At 39.2% G+C, this 20,683-nt stretch carries 17 protein-coding genes and 2 pseudogenes; 7 read left to right on the forward strand and 12 right to left on the reverse strand.

What is annotated here, in order from left to right:
• Positions 1–160: 160 nt before the first annotated feature.
• Both NST31_RS07745 and NST31_RS07750 read left to right on the forward strand, forming a co-directional pair.
• Positions 161–440: pseudogene (locus NST31_RS07745) on the forward strand (hypothetical protein); the annotation flags it as partial.
• Between the two features lie 108 nt (positions 441–548).
• The gene (locus tag NST31_RS07750) at positions 549–1,250 is read left to right on the forward strand and encodes a GNAT family N-acetyltransferase (RefSeq protein WP_339165500.1); all 702 of its coding nucleotides are present in this window, start codon (positions 549–551) and stop codon (positions 1,248–1,250) included.
• 400 nt (positions 1,251–1,650) lie between these two features.
• Here NST31_RS07750 and NST31_RS07755 read toward each other — a convergent pair whose 3' ends face one another.
• On the reverse strand, positions 1,651–2,508 hold the full coding sequence (locus NST31_RS07755) for an IS1380 family transposase (RefSeq protein ID WP_339164847.1): 858 nt from the start codon (positions 2,506–2,508) through the stop codon (positions 1,651–1,653).
• 145 nt (positions 2,509–2,653) lie between these two features.
• On the opposite strand from NST31_RS07755, the gene NST31_RS07760 reads away from it, so the two are divergent.
• Both NST31_RS07760 and NST31_RS07765 read left to right on the forward strand, forming a co-directional pair.
• Positions 2,654–3,367 carry an ABC transporter ATP-binding protein gene (locus NST31_RS07760; protein ID WP_339164849.1) on the forward strand — a complete coding sequence of 238 codons (714 nt, stop codon included), beginning with the start codon at positions 2,654–2,656 and terminating at the stop codon, positions 3,365–3,367.
• A complete protein-coding gene (locus NST31_RS07765) occupies positions 3,360–4,601 on the forward strand; it encodes an ABC transporter permease (protein WP_339164851.1) in 1,242 nt (413 codons plus the stop codon). The genes NST31_RS07760 and NST31_RS07765 overlap by 8 nt, the downstream gene beginning before the upstream one ends.
• 226 nt (positions 4,602–4,827) lie before the next feature.
• Here NST31_RS07765 and NST31_RS07770 read toward each other — a convergent pair.
• Positions 4,828–5,067, reverse strand: a pseudogene (locus NST31_RS07770) (IS1380 family transposase); the annotation flags it as partial.
• An 82-nt stretch (positions 5,068–5,149) separates the two neighbouring features.
• Here NST31_RS07770 and NST31_RS07775 point away from each other — a divergent pair.
• Positions 5,150–5,473 (forward strand): IS66 family insertion sequence element accessory protein TnpB, encoded by a 324-nt coding sequence (locus NST31_RS07775; protein WP_339164852.1) that lies wholly within the window; start codon positions 5,150–5,152, stop codon positions 5,471–5,473.
• A gap of 543 nt (positions 5,474–6,016) precedes the next feature.
• Here NST31_RS07775 and NST31_RS07780 read toward each other — a convergent pair.
• The 9 genes from NST31_RS07780 to NST31_RS07820 all read right to left on the reverse strand — a co-directional run bounded on the left by NST31_RS07780 (position 6,017) and on the right by NST31_RS07820 (position 17,350).
• Positions 6,017–7,171: an ISL3 family transposase gene (locus tag NST31_RS07780; RefSeq protein ID WP_253191846.1), complete on the reverse strand. Its 1,155-nt coding sequence runs from the start codon at positions 7,169–7,171 to the stop codon at positions 6,017–6,019.
• Positions 7,172–7,429: 258 nt separating this feature from the next.
• Positions 7,430–9,049 (reverse strand): D-aminoacylase, encoded by a 1,620-nt coding sequence (locus NST31_RS07785; RefSeq protein ID WP_339164854.1) that lies wholly within the window; start codon positions 9,047–9,049, stop codon positions 7,430–7,432.
• A gap of 23 nt (positions 9,050–9,072) precedes the next feature.
• The gene (locus NST31_RS07790; RefSeq protein WP_339164856.1) at positions 9,073–9,975 is read right to left on the reverse strand and encodes an ABC transporter permease; all 903 of its coding nucleotides are present in this window, start codon (positions 9,973–9,975) and stop codon (positions 9,073–9,075) included.
• Positions 9,976–9,992: 17 nt separating this feature from the next.
• Positions 9,993–10,910 (reverse strand): ABC transporter permease, encoded by a 918-nt coding sequence (locus tag NST31_RS07795; protein ID WP_339164858.1) that lies wholly within the window; start codon positions 10,908–10,910, stop codon positions 9,993–9,995.
• Positions 10,911–10,978: 68 nt separating this feature from the next.
• Entirely contained in the window at positions 10,979–12,535 is a 1,557-nt protein-coding gene (locus tag NST31_RS07800) for an ABC transporter substrate-binding protein (RefSeq protein WP_339164860.1), read from the reverse strand.
• Between the two features lie 44 nt (positions 12,536–12,579).
• Positions 12,580–13,539, reverse strand: coding sequence for an oligopeptide/dipeptide ABC transporter ATP-binding protein (locus NST31_RS07805; protein WP_339164862.1), 960 nt, complete (start codon positions 13,537–13,539; stop codon positions 12,580–12,582).
• A gap of 28 nt (positions 13,540–13,567) precedes the next feature.
• Positions 13,568–14,530 carry an ABC transporter ATP-binding protein gene (locus NST31_RS07810; RefSeq protein WP_339164864.1) on the reverse strand — a complete coding sequence of 321 codons (963 nt, stop codon included), beginning with the start codon at positions 14,528–14,530 and terminating at the stop codon, positions 13,568–13,570.
• 76 nt (positions 14,531–14,606) lie between these two features.
• Positions 14,607–15,365: a gamma-glutamyl-gamma-aminobutyrate hydrolase family protein gene (locus tag NST31_RS07815; RefSeq protein ID WP_339164866.1), complete on the reverse strand. Its 759-nt coding sequence runs from the start codon at positions 15,363–15,365 to the stop codon at positions 14,607–14,609.
• A 365-nt stretch (positions 15,366–15,730) separates the two neighbouring features.
• On the reverse strand, positions 15,731–17,350 hold the full coding sequence (locus tag NST31_RS07820; protein WP_339164869.1) for a D-aminoacylase: 1,620 nt from the start codon (positions 17,348–17,350) through the stop codon (positions 15,731–15,733).
• A 305-nt stretch (positions 17,351–17,655) separates the two neighbouring features.
• On the opposite strand from NST31_RS07820, the gene NST31_RS07825 reads away from it, so the two are divergent.
• Complete coding sequence (locus tag NST31_RS07825) at positions 17,656–19,035, forward strand: acyclic terpene utilization AtuA family protein (protein WP_339164870.1); 1,380 nt, start codon at positions 17,656–17,658, stop codon at positions 19,033–19,035.
• A gap of 11 nt (positions 19,036–19,046) precedes the next feature.
• A complete protein-coding gene (locus NST31_RS07830; protein WP_077111473.1) occupies positions 19,047–19,373 on the forward strand; it encodes a DUF4387 domain-containing protein in 327 nt (108 codons plus the stop codon).
• Between the two features lie 77 nt (positions 19,374–19,450).
• Here the strand turns inward: NST31_RS07830 and NST31_RS07835 are convergent, their stop codons facing one another.
• Positions 19,451–20,188: a GntR family transcriptional regulator gene (locus NST31_RS07835; RefSeq protein WP_339164872.1), complete on the reverse strand. Its 738-nt coding sequence runs from the start codon at positions 20,186–20,188 to the stop codon at positions 19,451–19,453.
• Positions 20,189–20,683: the final 495 nt, after the last annotated feature.

The following is a 20,683-nucleotide window of genomic DNA, read 5'->3' on the forward strand; positions in this document are numbered from 1 at the left end:
TATTATAAGCTGTAATATATAGATGATGAACAATCTAGATAAAAAAGTATTGTAGTTAATATAAACGGAGTCAATAGCTAATCTTGCAAAAAGTAGTTTAGAAGTACAAGCGGTCAGAATAAGGCTCCTTCCATATATCCGCAATATTTTATGATCACAAATGAACTGTCTGAATAGTTTGCGAAAGGAACGAACTATATGGAAGATTACATCCATTCACCTCTACGCCATTCATTTACCGCTTGATCAACCTTTTACTGTCAGTTACAATACTTATCATGAAATGCCTTCCATCATCATTAAGATTGAAGCCTGACCAAGGAATTTCGGGTTTTGGTGAAGCGGTTCCAGATGAATTCGTAACAGGTGAAACGTTTGAAAGTACATACCAACTGTTAAAGCAGACCTTTGCCCAGGTCATAATAGGACAAAATCCCATGGCATCTTACTAGAACACCCCGGCTTAGGTGTTGATATAGACGAACAAACTCTGCAAAGAGTAACAAAGTTTCAAGATGTGATTACATAATAAAAGGAGCGAGTACATGGTGGCTTATTTTTATAAAGGGGTAATGGCTACAAATAATAAGCAATATAAAGTCCGTCACCTGACTATGAACGATATAGAGCATATATTGCAACTTCAAGAATTGGTTGTGCAAACACTTGACAACCAGGATATATTGCAGCCGCTTTCTTATGATGAATATCAATACATTATGGATGGCAAGGGGATGATCATTGGTGCTTTCGCCGACGACAGGCTGATTGCTTTCCGCGCCCTTTTGATTCCTCCAAGCGATGACGCAGAACATTTGGGGCTTGATGTCGGATTGAAAGAAGAAGAATTGCCAACTGTTATTTATCAAGAAATATCCAACGTTCACCCTGACTATCGCGGTAACCGCTTGCAGCAAAAACTGGCCCAGCTGATCATGAACGAACTGTCGGCTCTTGATCACTCATTTAAATACGTCTGCTGTACGGTCATGCCCTCGAACATTCCCAGTTTGAAAGACAAACTAGCACAGGGCATGGTGATTGCTGCCTTAAAAGAAAAATATCAAGGACGGCTACGCTATGTACTTGTAAAAAAACTACATGAGAACACCTGCGAAAATTGGACTGATACCACGGCTCTTCCAATAAATAAGATCAAAGAACAACAAACATTACTGAAGGAGGGCTGGCTCGGATTTACATTACAAAAGGACGAGGAACATTATAAAGTTGTGTACGGCAAAATATAAAGTAAATTAGTTATGGGATATTACCTTTAATGTGGGTTCCAAGCACCTCCACAAATTGAATCAAGAAAATCTTTTGATGACCTTTTAATTGAAGAGAATCTGAAAAAGACATCGATCACCTAAAGTACAAACAAGCCTTTCGCTCGTTCCTAAAAGCTGTAAAAAGAGGCCGTCCAAAAAGTAACATCGCAGCTTGAAAACTAAAAAACAAAACCCAAGTTTCCGTAAAATCAACATTCTTGGGTTTTATATTTTAGTGCATTTGCTCTAAATTGGACTTTTTAGACAGCCCCAACCTTCTCCTTTAAAATTGCTTTTAAGGCAATATAAAAAATGGCATGAAGCTGCTCTTCCCTGTAGCAAAATGATCGTTTTTTGACCCAACGATATATCGGCCTCATCAGCTCTTACCTTTAATGGTGGAAATAGAGTAGCCCGTATATACTTTTTTTCCCGGGCGCACTTCACGGCAGGTTCCCTCGGCCTGGGCGATGGCCAGCCAGTCTTCTGCAGTTTCTTTTCGCGGGTTTCGCTTGATGATAAAGTCTACTTCGTTCTGGAAGCAAACTTTCATATTGTCAGCACTGTCACACCCCGAATCCATCCGGACAAGCAGCGGTTGATCTGTCATTTGTCTTGCAAGTTCAATCGTCTTTTGAAGAAATTCCGGGGTGCCATTTTGTGAATGAACATTGCCTTCACGCAACTCTACATTGACACAATACCCTTCTTGTCCCAGATAGGCAAGTATGGGGGCATAGCCGTCACAGCCCTTATACGTTCTTTCCACTCCTTCTTTCCTGGTATTGGAGTTGTCAAAGGGAGAGACATCCACATCTAAAGGGACATATGGCGTATCGTTCGCATAGACAGGCGAAATGGATGTATTTAAACGCTGGACAAGGTCTGCTGACTCTTCCAGCAAGATCTCTTTCCAATCGTCCGACAAGGCAGCCTGGTCCAGCCGTTGGCGAAGAGTGGGGCTTGAAGGGACGTTGTCGATATTCAGGGCGTAACGGAAAAATTCATCTTCCCGGAAATCCTCGATATCATCAAAATCACTCTTGCCCTGGCAGAGTAAGCCGATATAGGAAGAAGCGACATCTCCGTTAGAAATTGAAGGGTTTTCCGTTTTATCCAGTTTCGTATTATTTAATCGCTGCGAAAGATTGGTGTAATGTAAAAGGTCGCCAACAATGGCTAAACCGGTATGCGCTGTAATTCGTTCATCTGTAGTTTCAATAATAAACTTTTTCATAGAAATATCACCCGTTTGGTGAATTTACTAAATTCTTCTTTTTTGGGTATTATACCTGATTTCACCAGCTTTTGGATGCATTTTAGATAAAATTAGTCACGGATTAAGGATATATTTATTAAAATCGTGAGGTGATTTTATTAATATGTTAACTGTTAATATAAACTCTGCAGGATACGATAAAAAAAATATATATTTAAAAAATATAAAGTTTAAAATTAATAAAGGTGAAATTGTTGGTTTAATTGGAGCAAACGGTGCTGGAAAAAGTACAACTATTAAATCAATTATAGGTACTATCAATGAATTTGATGGTACTATTGAAATTCAAACAAATTTGCGCTTTTCTTATATCCCCGAAGAACCTATTATTTATGAAAATCTTACGTTATGGGAGCATTTATCACTTGCTTCATCCTCGTATCAATTAAAAGATTGTGTTTGGATTCCGAAAGCAAACGAGTTACTGCAATTATTTAAACTAGATGATAAAAAAGATGCATTTCCTGTGAATTTTTCAAAGGGGATGAAACAAAAAACACTTATCGTATTAAGCTTCATGACACAGTCTGATATTTATATAATTGACGAACCATTTATTGGTCTTGATCCGATAGCAACAAAAAATCTAATTTCACTTCTTATACTTGAAAAAAATCGAGGAGCTTCAATACTGATGTCTACACATGTCCTAGATACAGCAGAAAAACTATGTGATAGATTCATTCTTTTATCAAATGGTCAAATCTTATGTGAGGGGACTTTGAGTAAAGTTCGTAATCTATCCGGCCAATCAAAAGATTCATCATTACTTGATTGTTTCAATTATTTATTAGAAGGTGAAAGCAATAATGAGTAACTCTTATCAATTATTTTTGCAAAGACTGAAATTAGATTTATTAAATCTATATAAAGTATATAGAGTAATAGTTGATTGGACTATCGCTCTTTACATAATTATTCCTGGTTTAGTTATTGGTATTGCTTTTTATATGGAATGGTGGAGTGAATTGCCTTATGTCCTTCAAACTCTAACTTTTAATAAACTATTAATAATTACCTTTCTTACTTTCTTTCTAAACGACATTAAAATTTTTATATATTCTACTGATCAATTGTTTTTAATACAAAACATAAAGCTTCTCAAAAAGATTACATTATATGGACTAATTTATTCATTATTTGTAACATTCCTTACCTCAATCATTATTTTTATAATTTTACTACCTATTTTAGTTAATAAATTTCATTTAACCATTCAATTTATTATATATTTCTATTTTTACTACTTATCTTCAAATGTTTTGTTTTTGATTATTAGGAAAAAAATAAAAATTTACGGTGAATCTTTTTTATTTTATATACTCTTTTACATTCTTTCACTAACTCTTTATTTTATTTTATGGGATTACTTTTTAAGCTCTTTTTATATTATGATATCAGTAATAAGCATCTATATAATATTCACAATTATATTTTCTAAAAAGATCCTCTTTTCAGGAGTGAAGTTTACAAAATTAGTTAGCCTGGATGAAATTATTAGAAATAAATGGATTAGGCTCGTACTTTGGCAAGGTGGCCATACAAAGTTATTAAATAGTCAAGGTACATACAGACCTTGGATTTTAAAAAGCTCTAAACTTATTTTTAAACAAAGAACAGTTCCTAGTATATTAACAGATGCTTTTATTAAAACTTTTCTAAGAGATAAAAGCAGTATACTTACTTTTTTTCAGTTAATGGTACTATTTATAACTGCTTTATTTCTTGTTTCTAATTTTTGGACTAGATTTATTATCTGGGGATTTGCAATTTATATGATTTTGGATATCTTTAAAAATAATTGGTTAGCTTTCCGCTTTAGCTCATTTATATCTATGTTTCGTTGGGATTATAATGATTTAATTATTTCACTAAAAAAAAGTATGTACATCTTATCATTTCCCTTTATTTTCATTATAGGTGGAATCTTTGGTTACTTAAATTTTAATCCTTTAGGGATTATTATATTCTCATTTATTTCAATTGTTCTATCAATTTTGAAAATAAAATATAATATCCGAAATTTAAATAAGAATTATAAGATAACCTGAATCCGTGGTATAGATTGTTAAAACAATAGAAAACCGGTACTGTCCACGCTTATGAGTGTTTCTTTTGTAATAACATGAATACGAAAACGAAAAACAGGTCACTTCATTTGTTTTCAGCTTTTTTGCCTCCCTTTTGAAGGCATGCTTAAATAAGCCTTGGGATTAGGCTTTTTTAAAAAAGCTATTCTTTTTAACGATGAAGTTCAATAAAAAGCGTAGTGGAAGTTCAATAAAAAGCATAATAGATCCTTTCAAATACCGGAAGCCAGCGATGATGCCTGTGAATTTTTAACTTCCACTGCCTACTGTGATAGACAAGCTTCGAGGCCAAAGTAATCATATTTTGAATAACTGTTCGTATACGACGCCTTTTCACGTTTTTTCTTAATGGGGCATCGTCGGCTTTCAAGCTTTCCTGACCAATGATCCGTAGCAGATTGTATGCAAACAGGCCGAAGTGAAGTACGTAAGCGTAAAATAAAAAACACATAGGAATCCATGGTCATGCATGGAATAATCTTCTTAGAAATAACTTGGGAGGTTATGCGATGACCCTGAAAAATAAAAGAATAGAATGGAAAGAGCGATATACGACTTGGAAAGAGAGTGGCAAAAGTATTGCTGAATGGTGTCGTAACGAGGAAATCACGTTGCATCAAATGTATTATTGGGTGCGGCAATTTGAAGAAGAATCCGTTTCTTCCGAAGCAGATTCTCCCCAATGGCTTACTGTCCAATTAGGAGAAGAAGCTTTTCCTTCAAAACAAGGTGCGATCTTCGTTCATAAGGGAGACCTATCCGTGGAAGTTCGAACCGGAGCCGTTATGGCCTTACTATCTGATATTTTGCTTGTACTCCAACGCCCATGCTGACAAACGTATCGTTCGATAGGGTGTATCTAGCATGCGGGAGCACCGATCTACGCAAATCTATAGATGGGTTAGCCGTTATTGTGAGGGAATGCTTTGACCTAGACCCCTTTTCTCCTAGCCTGTTCGTATTCTGTAATCGAAAACGGGACAAGCTGAAAATCTTGCAGTGGGAACACAATGGTTTCTGGCTTCATTACCGTAGGTTGGAACGCGGAACCTTCCACTGGCCTTCCGAAAAAGACTCAGCTCCCATGCACATTAGCCCTCGTCAACTTCGTTGGCTATTGGATGGGTTGACTCTTGATCAGAAAAAAGCTCACCGTGAAGTGACAGCGCGTACCATTCTATAAAGTGAAACTTCATTCAGTAGGTCCTACTGAATGTTAGTTGAATAAATCGGGCATTTAGGTGCCGTTTTCTCCCACTTAGCAACTCAGGTCTTGAAGTAGGAGTATTACGGCACCTTACATGCGGGATAAATAAAGTGAAATATAGAATAAGGTTCTATGTCAAATGTTGGGGTGAAGTGAGATGGAATCTCACCTACCCAACATGACTTCCAATTTTTTTATACTTATGTAAAAGAAGTATTCTTGCCCTTGCCCTTAGGAAGTTCCTAAATCCAAAGGCGTTCCTCTTCATGACTTTCGTCAGGTTATTAATTCCCTCCAAAAAACCATTTGAGTAATCAAATAAAAAGCTGTTTAGTACCTCTGTCTGCCAGTTCTTGAATGTACGGATAGCCTTCACAAATTCAGGGATGCCCTCTTGTTCTACCTTCCTATAAAAATCCATTAATCCTTGCTTGGTTTCTTGGATCTTAGCCTGTCCATTTTCCTTGGCTTGCTTAAACCAACAGCAGTAGGACTCTTTCAACTCGTAAGCCCTGCGAAGCTCTTCGTCCATCCCAAGGTACCTGTCCAAATACCAGCGATCCTCTTCGGTCAGCTTTGCACTGTCTTTGTAAAACACATAGCGCATCCTTTTACATTTCTTCCGATCATAATCATTCCAATCAGACTGGATTCTTCTTCTGACCCCGTCAAGAGCCCAATAAATATAACGGCAAAAATGAAAACGATCTGCTACAATAACTGGCTTCCCCAACGCCTTTCGGACAGCTGCTTTAAAAGAAGGGCTCATATCCATAATGACCACTTCCACATTGGTTCCATGTTTTTGGAGATAATCCTTGATGGTCTTCTTTTTTCGGTTTGGCAAGATATCAATCGGTTCCTTTGTCTCCCCGTCAGCAATAATCAATTGATATTTTCCTTCCTTTGTATCTCCCTTGTACTCATCGATGGCGATCACCCTGGGCAGTTCTTGAACCTCTGTCATTTCCTTTACGGCCAAACGATCAAACCTGCGCATGACAGTTGATACGGAGACACCAAACTGCTGGGCAGTTTCCTTAAATGTCTTCGCTTGCACGATCCGAACGGATACTGCCTGATTCCACTCGATAGAAAGCCGTTGATATCGATGAACAAAAGGATTGTCCTCCGCAAATCTCTTCCCGCACGAACAGGCATAGCGGCGCTTTTTGTAGAAGAGGTACGTCAACCGTTCAAACCACTTTAAATGTTTGATCTTTTGGATCCGGTAATCATGAATTTTCTTAGTCCTTTCCCCACAGCTGGGACACTTATGTACCTTGACAGCCATTTCTACATGAAGCGCAATACGATCTTCCATTTTCTCCACTTTTGTGATCCATACATCTTCAAGGCCGGGGATTTTTATGGTAAAATTCACTTGCACGCAACTCCAATCTTTTCTTGTTTCTAGGCAATTCAAGTATAAAAGAATTGGATGTTTGCGTGTATATTTTTATGTGCAAATTATGTGGAAACCCAACATTTAGTATAGAGCCCTGAAAAAATTATCCGGTGGAAAATGCCCCTTCCACCGGATTCATGTTTGATGCCTATGAAACAAGTAACTGGACGATCATTAGCGACTCAGAATTTTTCCCGGCAACTGACCAGTGTGTTTCCCACCTCGAATCACGATCTCTCCATTAACCAAAACATGGTCTATACCCTTAGAATATTGATGGGGGTCATCAAATGTTGATACATCAATAATCTCATCCTCGGCAAAAATGGTGATATCCGCGTAGTATCCCTCTTGGATGATTCCTCTTTTATTCATTTTCATTTTCGTCGCGGGCAAAAAGGTTATTCTTTTAATGGCTTCCTCTAAACTGATAATCTTCTTTTCACGAACATACCTTCCCAGTATGCGGGGAAATGTACCATAATACCGCGGGTGAACAGCTCCTCTTCCTAATATTCCATATGGTGCCACCGCCCTGCCATCACTGGAAAGCATGGCTCTTGGATGTTTCATAAAATCTCTTATGTCATCTTTACTCATTGCAAAATAAATTGATTTAATCCCGCCTTGCTCCTCGATCAAAAGGCGAATGACTGCTTCATAAGGAGATACTTCCATGTCACTCGCTATTTCATTAATATTTTTACCCTCGTACTTTCTATTTTTTTCCGTCTTTAGCAAAGCGGCTTTTACATGCTCCCAACTATTTCCTGCCATTGGATTGTCCCATTCAGCATGTTCTCTTTTCATATCTTCGATCACTTTTTCCCGGATCGCTTGATCCCTCAGAAGTTGTGCCATATGTATAGCGCCCTTTTCCTTGGCCCATGGTGGAATGACATCCATTAATCCACTGCCATAAGCGGAATAAGGATAAAGGTCGAAATCGACATTGACACCAGCGGCGCGAGCTTCATCTATCATTGCAAGCGCTTCTTGCGCCCTTCCCCAATCAGGCCGATGGGCAAGTTTCAGGTGAGTTATTAATAAAGAAACTCCCGTCTTCCTTGCTATTTCTATGGATTCTGCAATGCTCTTAAAAACATCTCTCCCTTCATTTCTCATGTGTGTCGTATAAATACCATCATATGCGGCGATCAAACTGCAAAGCTCTAACAATTCTTTTTCACTCGTATAAAATCCGGGCTCATACTGTAAGCCCGATGACATTCCGAATAAACCTTGTTCAAGTTCATATTTTAATAAATCCAACATCTGTTTCATTGGACTTGGCGGTGGGTGATGTTTATCAAACCCCATTACACCAACTTTAATGGTCCCATGTCCTACAAGAGGAGCTATATTAAAAGGAATTCCATTCGCGCCAATCTTTTGGTTTATAAACTCATGTTGGCTAGGCCAATTCCATTCCTGCTTGGCTTTTTCGTCAAGTATCGCCGTATTGGATAAGTAACTCAGCAAATTGTCGCGGTTTTTTTCTAACACTGGAGCAGCACTAAAGCCGCAATGCCCTTGCACCTCTGTTGTTACTCCCTGTCTTATCTTGCTCTCACCTTTATTATTTTCAGGCAATGTCCATTCCGAATTGCCATGTATATCAATAAAGCCCGGAGCTACGATGCGACCCGAAGCATTGATTGTGATTCCGGCTTTTTGAGTTATATTAAAGCCAAGTTCAACGATTTTGTCCTGAACGATTCCAATATCGGCTTTATATCTCTTTTTACCGGTTCCATCAATTATCTCCCCATTCTTGATCAATACATCCAGCATAACGGCCTCCCGTTAAGAGTGATTTAGTCTTTTAACCGTGGATCTAAAGCATCCCTCAAAGCATCTCCAAATAAATTAAAGCCCAGTACTAATATCGCAAGAATAAAACCAGGAAAGAATATAATCCAAGGTGCTTCTAAAATGTAAGACCGTCCTCCGCTAATGATAGCTCCCCAGCTCGGGGTGGGTGGTTGGGCTCCAAGCCCCAGAAAGCTTAAGGAAGCCTCAGCAATAATGGCGATAGGGAACTCCATCGTCGTTAAAACAATAATAGGTGCCAGCGCATTAGGTAACATATGTTTAAAAATAATCCTTGCATGACCCATTCCCAATACTCTTGTCGCTTCAATAAACTCTTGCTCCCGTAAAGACAGAAACTCGCCTCTAATCAAGCGTGTATATTTCGACCAACTCACCAAAGCCATCGCAATGATCAAGTTTGTCAAGCTGGGCCCTAATGCCGCGATAATGGCAATTGCCAACAGTGTTACAGGAAAAGACCAAGCAATATCTGTCATGCCCATAATGATGGAATCAATGCGGCCCCCAAAATAACCTGAGATCGCTCCGAGGATCACCCCAATCAAAAGCGAAATGGCGATGACACCAAAGCCTACGACTAAGGAAATTCTGGTTCCATAGATAACTCTGCTAAAAATATCCCTGCCCAAATCATCCGTCCCAAAAAGATGTTGTGCGCTGGGTGATTGTAACATATTAGGCAAATCTATATAGTCGTAAGGGTAAGGAGCAATGACAGGTGCAAATATGGCCGTAATGACCACAATGAATATAACGGCTGTTCCAAATATAGCTGATTTATTTGAAAATAGTCTTTTCACAAACTCTATATTATTATTTGTTTCGAAATGAGTTTCGACGTGCGCAATCTTACTGTCGTCTTGAAAAACATAGTTCTCTTTCATCTATCTCCCACCCCCCATTAATATTTTATTCTCGGATCAAAAACAGCATATAAAATGTCGGTTATGAGATTTCCGATCAACACTAAAGCGGCCAAAATAAGCATCGAGCCTTGCACGATTGGATAATCTCTGGAAAATATTGCGTCAACCATTAACTTTCCAATCCCCGGGATGCTGAACACCGTTTCAATGATGACAGAGCCTCCAAAAATTAATCCAAGTCTCATTCCGAATAAAGTGATAATCGGGATGATCGCATTTTTTAATGCATGCTTAAAGATGACGCTTTTCTCTTCCAATCCCTTTGCCCTTGCCGTTCTGATATAATCCTGCCTAATCACCTCTAACATGCTGGATCTCACCATTCTCGCAGTGATTGCGGCATCTGTTAGTCCGACAGTAAGTACTGGAAGAACAAGATGCTTGTATGTTCCATAGCCAGATAGAGGAAACCAGCCAAGTTTATAAGCGAAAAAGTATAAAAGCAATAAGCCAAACAGAAAAGTCGGTAATGATAAGCCAATTAATGCACCGGTCATGGATGCATAATCTGCCAGTGTATTCCTCTTAATGGCCGCGATAACGCCAATGGGAATGGAGACAACAAAGGAAAAGATCAAGGCATAAATTCCGATCTCAAAGGTTACTAAGAGCCGTTCGCCAATAATGTCCGCAACCGGCCTATTTTGGAGAATTGAAACTCCTAAGTCACCTTTAAATAGATGACCGATAAAAGTAAAGTATTGAACATAAAGGGGCTGATCTAACCCCAGGTCTTTCTTAATGTTTTCATGCACCTCTGCTGGCGCATTCGGTCCCGCAATTAAATCGACAGGGTCGCCGGGAGATAAATGCAATATCATAAAAACGATAATCGTTAAACCAAATAAGGCGGGTATCATTAAAAAAGTTTTTCTGACGATGTAATTAACCATTGTTTCACCTCAACTGATAAGAGAGATGACCGAATACAAATTGATTCGGTCATATCCATATTGTCGCTCTACTCCATATAGACGCCATCGTTATAGTCGGGGGCTATAGGATCAAACTTGAAGTTCTGTACTTCTTTTCTGACAGCTATGCTATTACTTGGAATGTAAATCGGAACCCAAACGGCTTGTTCGATTAAATATTTTTGTACTTCGTGATAGCCTTTCACTCTTTCTTCCCATGTCGGTACTTGTTCAGCAGCCTGTATCAGATCATCCGTTTTCTGATCCTGCCATCTGGAATGATTGGGAAAAGGGAATTGTTTTGATGATAAAAACCAATCTAGGATATCGGCATTTTGCCAACCATACATTCTTAGGAAGAGTTCCTGCTTCCCTTCCTTTAATATATCTGTGTAGCTTGAACTTTCGTACAATTGAATGTCTGTTTTAATTCCGACTTCCAATAGCTGAGCCTGCAGAACCTCGGCAAGCCTGCCGTAATTGCTGGCATTTTCAGCAGCGAGATTTAATGTTAAACCATCCCCATAGCCAGCTTCTTTCAGTAATTGTTTTGCTTTTTCGACATTATATTCGTACCCATCTTTTTCACTGCCTTCGTAATATTCTTCTTTTAAGATGGGAGGTAAATAACCGTGAGCTACCTCGGCATGTCCTCTAAAAACATGATCAATAATTTCTTTTTTATTAATAGCATGATTTAAGGCGCGACGAACTTTTACATCATTAAATGGTTCTTTATCTGTTGGAAAGGCAAGATATCCAAGTCTTGGGGCTCCACCGGTAAATATCTCGATATCGGCGTTTTTTTCGATACTTCCCATCATCGTTGGTGTTAAGTCCCGCACAATATGAACATTACCTGCTTCAAGCTCCATCATCCGGAGATTCTCTTCCGGGATCATTTTCATAACAATTTCACCTATCAATGGTTTGCCGTTATTCTCCATCCATTCTGGACCCCACTCATAATCGGGGTTTTTTTCCAGAACAATTTTATCGCCTTTGATCCATTCTTTTAATTTATACGGACCCGTTCCGATCGCATATTTACTGCCATACTCATCGCCGTATTTTTCGTAGGCGTCCTTACTGATAATTCCGGCTGCTGTACTGGAAAGTCTAAACAACAGATTTGGATAAGGCTTATCTAGTAAAATCGACAAAGTATGGTCGTCTTCGACCACAATTTCCTTTATGGGTTCGAATTCACTTTGAGCAGGGGATGCCGTTTCAGGATCTTTTATCGTATCAATGGTCCATTTAACATCATGTGCGGTAAGTTTGCTTCCATCATGGAAGGTAACGTTCTTTTTCAAATAAAATGTCCACTTTAAACCATCTTCTGACGTTTCCCATTTTTCGGCTAACCCAGGATGAAAATTAAAATCATTATCTCTACTAACCAATTTTTCAAATATATAAGTTAAGGCATTATGATAATCACTTGTTTTTATATGATTTAATGTTTCGGCATCCCGATCATAAGCGATTACTAATGCTTTCTTTTCGTCTTTACTTTTGGTATCTTTGTTTGCCTTACTTGAGCACCCCGATATGAATACGATGAGCACAGCAACCAGCAATGGATACATCCATTTATTCATTTTTAGTACCTCCCGTCTTATATTTTTGATAATATTAAAAAAATTCAGTCTAAATCGAAGTGACAAGCTACAAAGTGATGGTCATTAACCTTTCTTGTTAGAGGTTCCTCTTGCGCGCATTTTTCAGTAGCGAATTTACAGCGTGTATGGAACCTGCACCCCGAAGGTGGATACAAAGGGCTTGGAATTTCTCCTTCTATTACCGATAAATCTTGCATTAATTCTGGATCTGGCAGTAGTACCGCAGATAGAAGAGCTCTTGTGTAAGGATGGCGAGGATTTTCAAACAACTCATTACTTTCGGCCATTTCTACGATTTTTCCTAAATACATGACAGCGATTTTATCGCTAAAATGATTCACGACACTTAAGTCATGCCCGATAAACAGATACGTCAGATTCAGCTCGTCTTGAAGTTGCTCCAGCAAATTAATAATTTGAGATTGGACGGAGACATCCAATGCAGATACAGACTCATCACAAACGATAAATTTTGGATTAACGGCGAGGGCCCTTGCTATGACAATTCTTTGACGTTGTCCACCACTAAACTCGTGAGGGTAGCTGGACAAATGATGTTTATTTAGGCCTACCATCTCCATTAATTCTTCTACCCTTGCTTTCCTTCTTTCTTTATTTCCCATTTTATGGACGATCAAGACTTCTTCAAGAGCATCTCCTATCTTCAGCCTAGGGTTTAGAGATGCATAGGGATCTTGAAAAATGAGTTGCATATCTTTTCGTACTGTTTTTAAGCCGTTTTTTTTCATCGTTAATAATTGCTTACCTTCAAACAATACCTCCCCTTTACTTTCTTTTAATAACCCCAAAATGGCTCGTCCTGTAGTAGATTTGCCACATCCACTTTCACCGACTAACCCCAATGTTTCACCATACTTTATATCAAAACTAATCCCATCAACCGCTTTCAAATAATTCCCTTGCTTGGGTAGTAATCCTTTGGCTATCCGAAAATGAACTTTTAAATCTTTCACTTCCAACATGTTAGAACTCACACCGTACCACCTGCTCTCATATTTGCCAACACCTTACCAAGCTGCCATTTTTCTCAATTAACGGGGGTTCTTCCAATCTGCATTGCTCTGTTACTAACTCACATCTCGATTGAAACCTGCATCCTTTCTTTATTTGCCCCGGAGCAGGGACAGAACCTTTAATTGAAAACAACTTTTTTTGAGGTTCGGCGATTTTGGGGATAGACTTTAACAATCCAATTGTGTAAGGATGCTTCGGATTCTTAAATATGGTTTTCGCATCCGAACATTCCACAATCCTGCCGCAATACATAACAATGACTTTATCTGCTGTGGCGGCAACCACGCCCATGTTATGCGTAATAAACAGAACAGCAGTCTCCGTTTGTGATTTTAGATCATTCATAAGCTTTAAAATTTGGGCTTGTGTTGTTACATCTAAAGCGGTTGTAGGCTCGTCGGCTACTAACAACTCCGGCTTGCACACAAGCGCCATCGCAATCACAACTCGCTGTCTCATCCCTCCACTAAGTTGATGAGGATACTGTTGCAGCCTTTGTGCTGGAGAAGGTATATTGACCTTTTTCAACATTTCCAGCGCTTTTTCCATGGCCTCTTTTTTCGTCACATTTTGATGCATCATAATCGTTTCCATTAACTGATTCCCGATGGTAAACACGGGGTTCAATGTAGTCATCGGTTCCTGAAAAACCATGGAAACCCTGTTCCCGCGAACAGCCCGCATATCTTTATCGGAGAGCTTCAAGAGATCCTTGCCCTTAAAGACGATTTCCCCGCCTGTAATTTTCCCGGCATGCTCTGGAATCAATCTCATGATGGATAAAGCTGTTACACTTTTACCTGATCCCGACTCTCCCACCACACATACGGTTTGCCCCTTTGAAATGCTGAAGCTTACATGATCTACTGCTGGTACAAGTTCTTTTTTTCGATAAAAAGAAGTCGTTAAATTCGTTATTTCCAAAATTGGTTCTTCCATTTTCATCCCTACTTAACTCAGGTTATTTTTGTCTATCGTCGTTTAACAAACCAAAATAACAAAAATATCAAATAATTTACTTGTGAATCGACTGTTTCTTCATTGCCTCGTTTTTAGCTTCATTTATAAAACGTTGAAATAAACTGACCGAATTGTTATCACGGCTTATTAATTGTTCCGGATGGAACTGTACACCGACAAAAAATGTCTTGTCATGAGCTTCCACAGCTTCAATGATGCCATCAGTCTGATTAGTTGCCGAAACTTTTAATGATGCAGGCAGTTTTTTTGCCGCTTGGGTATGGTAGCTATTTACTTTCCATTCCTTACTTTCAGTAATTTCATCCAATAAGGTATTCGGCATTATTTCGACGGTGTCCCAGTCACTTATACCATCTTTGCCTGAATGGTTTTTGATTGGTTGGTTTGTAATTTCGCCGCCAAGAACTTCCACAATCATCTGATGGCCCCGGCAAACCCCCATTACTGGCAGGTCCTTTAGCCAAGCTTCCTTTATGAGTGCAGATTCAAATTCATACCGATGTCTCTGTTGCTCAATCAAATAGGGCACATATTCATCAGTAGGGTTGATGCCAATGTCGCCGCCGCCTGACAACAAAAACCCGTCTAATTGATTCACTATTTGATTGATGACGCCCTCTTCTTCATGAACACTCTGAGGAGGCATAACAAAAGGAATGCCCCCCAATTGGCAAATCGCATGGATGTATGAGCGTCCTATGTAATAAAAATCGGGTATAAAATCTTGCTCATGCTTCTTCTTTGGCCATGTTTCATTACTCCAGGCCGCGCTTACTCCAATAACTGGTCTCATCTTAATTCTCCTTTATTTTGGAATGGAATGTATAAGTAACCCCTTACATTACTTCCCGAGCTATTTTCGATCATGCATTTGGCTTTTCTTGCATTAGATTCCGGAGCATGTTTGATAAAATAGTCAAAATATATAAACTTATTACTAAAGCAATCTATTAGAAGAAGAGAGAATAAAAGTTGTTATATCCCGTAATAACAAAAATTCACTTAATAATATGTGGTTATTACCTCTATTAAACCATATTCTATTTATTGGAGTCAATTATTTTTTCGAACGATCTCCAAGATCACTAAAACGATAATATCGTAAATATGAATGGGTTGAAGTCATATGTGAACCTCCAACCCAACCTAGCCCTATTTTTAACGCTTTAACACTTTTCCAGGCAAACTCCCAGTATGCTTCCCATTTTCCACTACGACTTCCCCGTTTACGATCACGTAATCTATCCCCTGCGGGTATTGATGTGAATCTTCAAATGTGGCAGTATCTATGATCGTATCTTTGTTAAAAATACATATATCGGCATAATATCCTTCTTTTAATTGTCCCCGTTTTTGTATTTGCATTTTTTGTGCCGGAAGAGACGTGCATTTCCTTATGGCCTCTTCTAAACTCAGGATTTGTTTTTCTCGAACATAATGACCCAGAATTTTGGGATAAGTCCCATAGTACCGCGGGTGTACCGCCCCTCTTCCTAGTTCCCCATACGGAGCAACAGCTCTACCGTCACTAGATAGCATTGCCCTTTCATGTTGCATGAAAGCTTCTACATCTGCCTCACTCATGGCAAAGTATATGGCCTTTATTCCGCCCTCTTCCTCTATCAATAAGTTAACAATGGCGTCGTATGGCGTGACTTCCATGTCTTCCGCAACTTGAGCGAGATTCTGACCTTCATACTTTTGATTCTTTTCTGATTTTAAGAGCGCGATCCTCATATCTTTCCAACTACTTCCAATGAGCGGATTATCCCAATCGCCATGTTCTGATTTCATGTCTTGTACGACTCGTTTGCGAAAATCAGCATCTTTGAGCTGCTGAGCCATCTTGACAGCCCCCTGTTCCTTCGCCCATGGAGGAATTAAATCAATTAATCCACTTCCAAAAGCAGCATAAGGATATATGTCAAAATCCACGAGAACTCCTGAATTCCTCGCTTCATCAATCATTTGCAAGGCTTCCTTCGACTTTCCCCAATTAGGCCGATATGCCGCTTTCAAGTGAGTAATCAGCAACGAAACCTGCGATTGTCTTGCAACTGAAATAGATTCAGAGATACTTTCTAAAACATCTCTTCCTTCATTTCTCATGTGGGTGGAGTATACACCGTCAAACTCACTTACTACTTTGCAAAGCTCAATGAGTTCACCTTTACTTGTATACAGCCCCGGGGCATACTCCAGCCCTGAAGATAATCCAAAGATACCGCTTTCTAATTCCTGTCTTAAAAGCCGAAGCATTTCATCCAGTTCTTCCCTTGTAGGCTCTCGTTTTTCAAAGCCCATTATCGACACTTTTAAAGTGCCATGCCCCACCAAAGGCGCAATATTAAACGGAATCCCCTGCTTTTCTATGGCACACTTCATAAAATCCGCTTGACTTTCCCAATTCCAGTTTTCCTTCGTCTTTTCATCCAACAATACTGTATTCGACAAATAACTCATCAGATCATTTTTACGTGCAGCAATGACAGGTCCGGCAGAAAAACCACAATTTCCCTGTACCTCCGTTGTGACTCCTTGCCTGATTTTACTTTCTCCCTTGTTATTAATAAACAATGTCCAATCTGAATTTCCGTGGATGTCAATAAAACCGGGAGAAATAATATGTCCCCGCGCATCAATCGTTTCTTTTGCATCAGCTTGTAAGTCCAAAGCTATTTTAACAATCTTACTATCTTTTATTCCTAAATCGGATACATAGCCTTTTGTCCCAGTGCCGTCAATAATGATCCCATTTTTAATCACTAAATCAAACAATCTTGTGACCTCCTCTTTACATCGTATTTGGGTAGTCATTTTGATACTCTTTACATCCAACGCGAGAAAAATTTAATACCACTATTCAATCACATTATAACAAGTAGGTCAACAACAACTTTTTTGATGTACAAATATATTGCTAAAATAAAGAATTCCCGTCTAATTCACCTGTTATTCATAGCAATAAAACGTAAATTCACCGTATTATTTACATAAATTAATTAAAATTTGACAAATAAAAGACAAATGCTTATGCTGTATTCCAGAGGTTATAACAAGTTGAGCTAAAAGGAGGAATTGCATTGAAAAAAGAATTAAGAATTGTCAGCCCAAATGGGCATCTTGGGTTTGCCCCCACCAAAAAAGAAAGTTTTGAGCTGGCGGTGGAAACTTGCCCCGACTATTATTGCGCAGATTCCGGAAGTGACGATATCGGTGCATCCGCATTAGGAGCGGACAAATCGGTAAGTATGTATAAATGGCAGAAACATGACCTCGAATTAATGCTGTTGGCCGCTAGAAAACAGGGGGTTCCCATGATCATTGGGTCCGCTGGCGATACTGGAGCCAACAGCCGGGTGGATATGTATGTGCAAATCATTAAAGATTTGGCAAAAGAGCATCATTTGCCGCCATTCAAAATCGGCTATTTTTATTCCGAAGTTGAAAAGCCTTACTTATACAATAAGCTTGCTAGTGAAGTGACAATTGAAGGGTTGGATGGGCGTCCCCACTTAACGGAAAAAGATATTGATCAAACAGACAGAATTGTAGCAGTAGCCGGCATTCACCCGTTCATTAAAGCATTAGATATGGGAGCGGATGTCGTGATTGGCGGACGTTCAAGCGATGTCGCTGTATTTGCGGCACCGGTCATTCGCGAAGGCTTTCCGGAATCACACGCATATTACTTGGGTAAAGTGTTGGAGTGTGCGTCTTTTTGCGCCGAACCATATGGAGCAAAAGAAAGTGTCATAGGGACGATCACGCATGATGACGTGAAAGTAACAGCCATGCACCCCGATCAAAGATGTACGATTGCTTCTGTCGCCGGCCATGCGATGTATGAACGCTCCAATCCGTATTTTGAATATTTTGCCGGTGGCATGTTAGACATGACCAATTGCCAATATGAACAGTTTGACGAAAAGACTTGCCGGATTACCGGTTCAAAATACATACCTATTGAAGGCGACATCAAAGTAAAATTGGAAGGAAGCGGCCTTGTGGGAGAAAAATTTATCGGTATTGCCGGAGTCCGCGATCCTTATACAATCAAAAATATCAATCAAGTCATTGAGTTTGCCCATGAACAAACAGCCAAAGAGTTTGCCGATATTCCTTACCACTTGAATTTCCGGATTTTTGGAAAAAATGGGGTAATGGGTGATCTGGAACCCGTTAAAGAAATAAAATCACATGAGTTAGGTATTGTTGTGGAAGGAATCACTGATTCAAAAGTGGTGGCTGAAGAGCTTACATTATTTGCAACACGGCAAATATTTTATGCAAAACTGCCTGAAGTGAAAGGGACTGCAGGAACAGCGGCCTATTTAATAGACGATGTCCTTTATGCGGGAAGAACGTATGAATGGACGATGAATCATACAGTTCCTGTTGCAGATCCACTGGAACTTTTTAAAGTTGAAATCACAGAAGTAAACGCAAGTATAAACGTATAGGAGTGATTAGCGTGAAAACAAAGCCATTGCAGGAGTTGGCTAAAACCATACGGTCTAAAAACGCGGGAACCGATAAAATTACATTCGATATTATTTTTGATGATCCCGCTCTATACAAACAAGTTTGTAACAGCAACGTCATTACGAAAAAAAATATCGCGGAATTATACGCGATCCCGGAACATATCATTACTGACTTCGTCCAATACGATCCGGCCAACGCCATTAAATTTACCATTTTAAGAAAACAACCGAGCGGCAGCCCTGGTGATGGAGACATTTTTGGTTCTCAACAATATCCGCCTCTGCTTGATTTACAAATACCTGTAGAACAATAAATTGAAGATAGCCCGGGTTCATCAAAGTACAGCAAGAGCCTTTGATTGTCTTGCTGTACTTATTTTCATTTGATACATCACCACTTTCGGGTGATAAAAAATCTATATTTATCGCCTCTATAATATGATTCTTTATACTCCAAAGGCAGTGTGTCTTGAAATACAATTGAAGTGATGCGCAAAAGAGGAAACCCCGTCTCAACATGTAAAATGTCAGATACATGTTCATTAGCCGCCACCGATTCAAATGTTTGTTCTACATGCGTGGGGGTAAGTTCTACATTATCATAAAGATCCAAAGTAGAAAAAGGGATATTTTTTTCAATGGCCACGTCTGCGGACTCCTTGATTTTCATGCCAATATTGTACTCAAAGTAGCTGTTATAAAAAACAATGGGACTGTCATCACCCAACCCGACCAATTGCAGGTTTAACACTTTATCCATTACGTCTATGTGCAATAATCGGGATAGCTGGAAGTCACTCGAAATGACCTTTGAGTCGTGATATTTAGTAGAAGCTAAAAGTCCTTGCTTTTCTAATGTGGATTTAAAGTTATTGATAGTGGTCAACTCTTGTTGAATTTTTGGTTTGGCCACAAACGTCCCAACACCATGAAGACGTTGAACCAACCCCTCTTTTTCCGCAAGCGAAATCGCTTGTCTAACGGTTATTCGACTGACATTAAATTGCTGGCAAAGTTCCCTTTCAGAGGGAATTTGATCATTATACTGCAACTTGCCATTCTTTATATCATCTTCAATAATACTTTTTAACTGTTCGTAAAGAGGTATTGGATCGTTCCGGTTTAACATAACCTCTGCTCCCATCTTTTATATTATTTACAATACCTATTATAACCAGATCCTTTTTAAAAAACACTTCAAAAGATTTATCATCAATGATCTTCAATGATTCCATGTAACTTCCATATTCACTTTATAGAAAATATAAGTTGTGAAATAGCCGCCCGCTGCTTCTGAAATGCAGGATACATTCTAAAAGAAGTTGTATTAACAAAATCCGCCTTGGCTGTCGCGGCTTTTCTCCACTCCGGTCCTCCTATTTCCCAGCTCCCGTGCGTAAAGCTCATCCAACGATTAGCGGTCTTTCCCGCCACCGGAAATACTTCCGCAGATGCGTTCCTTCCGGGCTTTTCTATGAAAACATGTCCAAGGTCATTTCCTGGAAAAAGCAAATTCTTCCTTGAAATATAGAGTCAAAATCCCCCTGATTTTACACTAGTGCGTCCCCCATAAAAGACGCTGGAAATAAAGCAAGATTAAATCATATCCAGGGCTTTCAAGTTC

Source organism: Siminovitchia sp. FSL W7-1587 (assembly GCF_037963795.1).
GTDB lineage: Bacteria > Bacillota > Bacilli > Bacillales > Bacillaceae_C > Siminovitchia > Siminovitchia thermophila.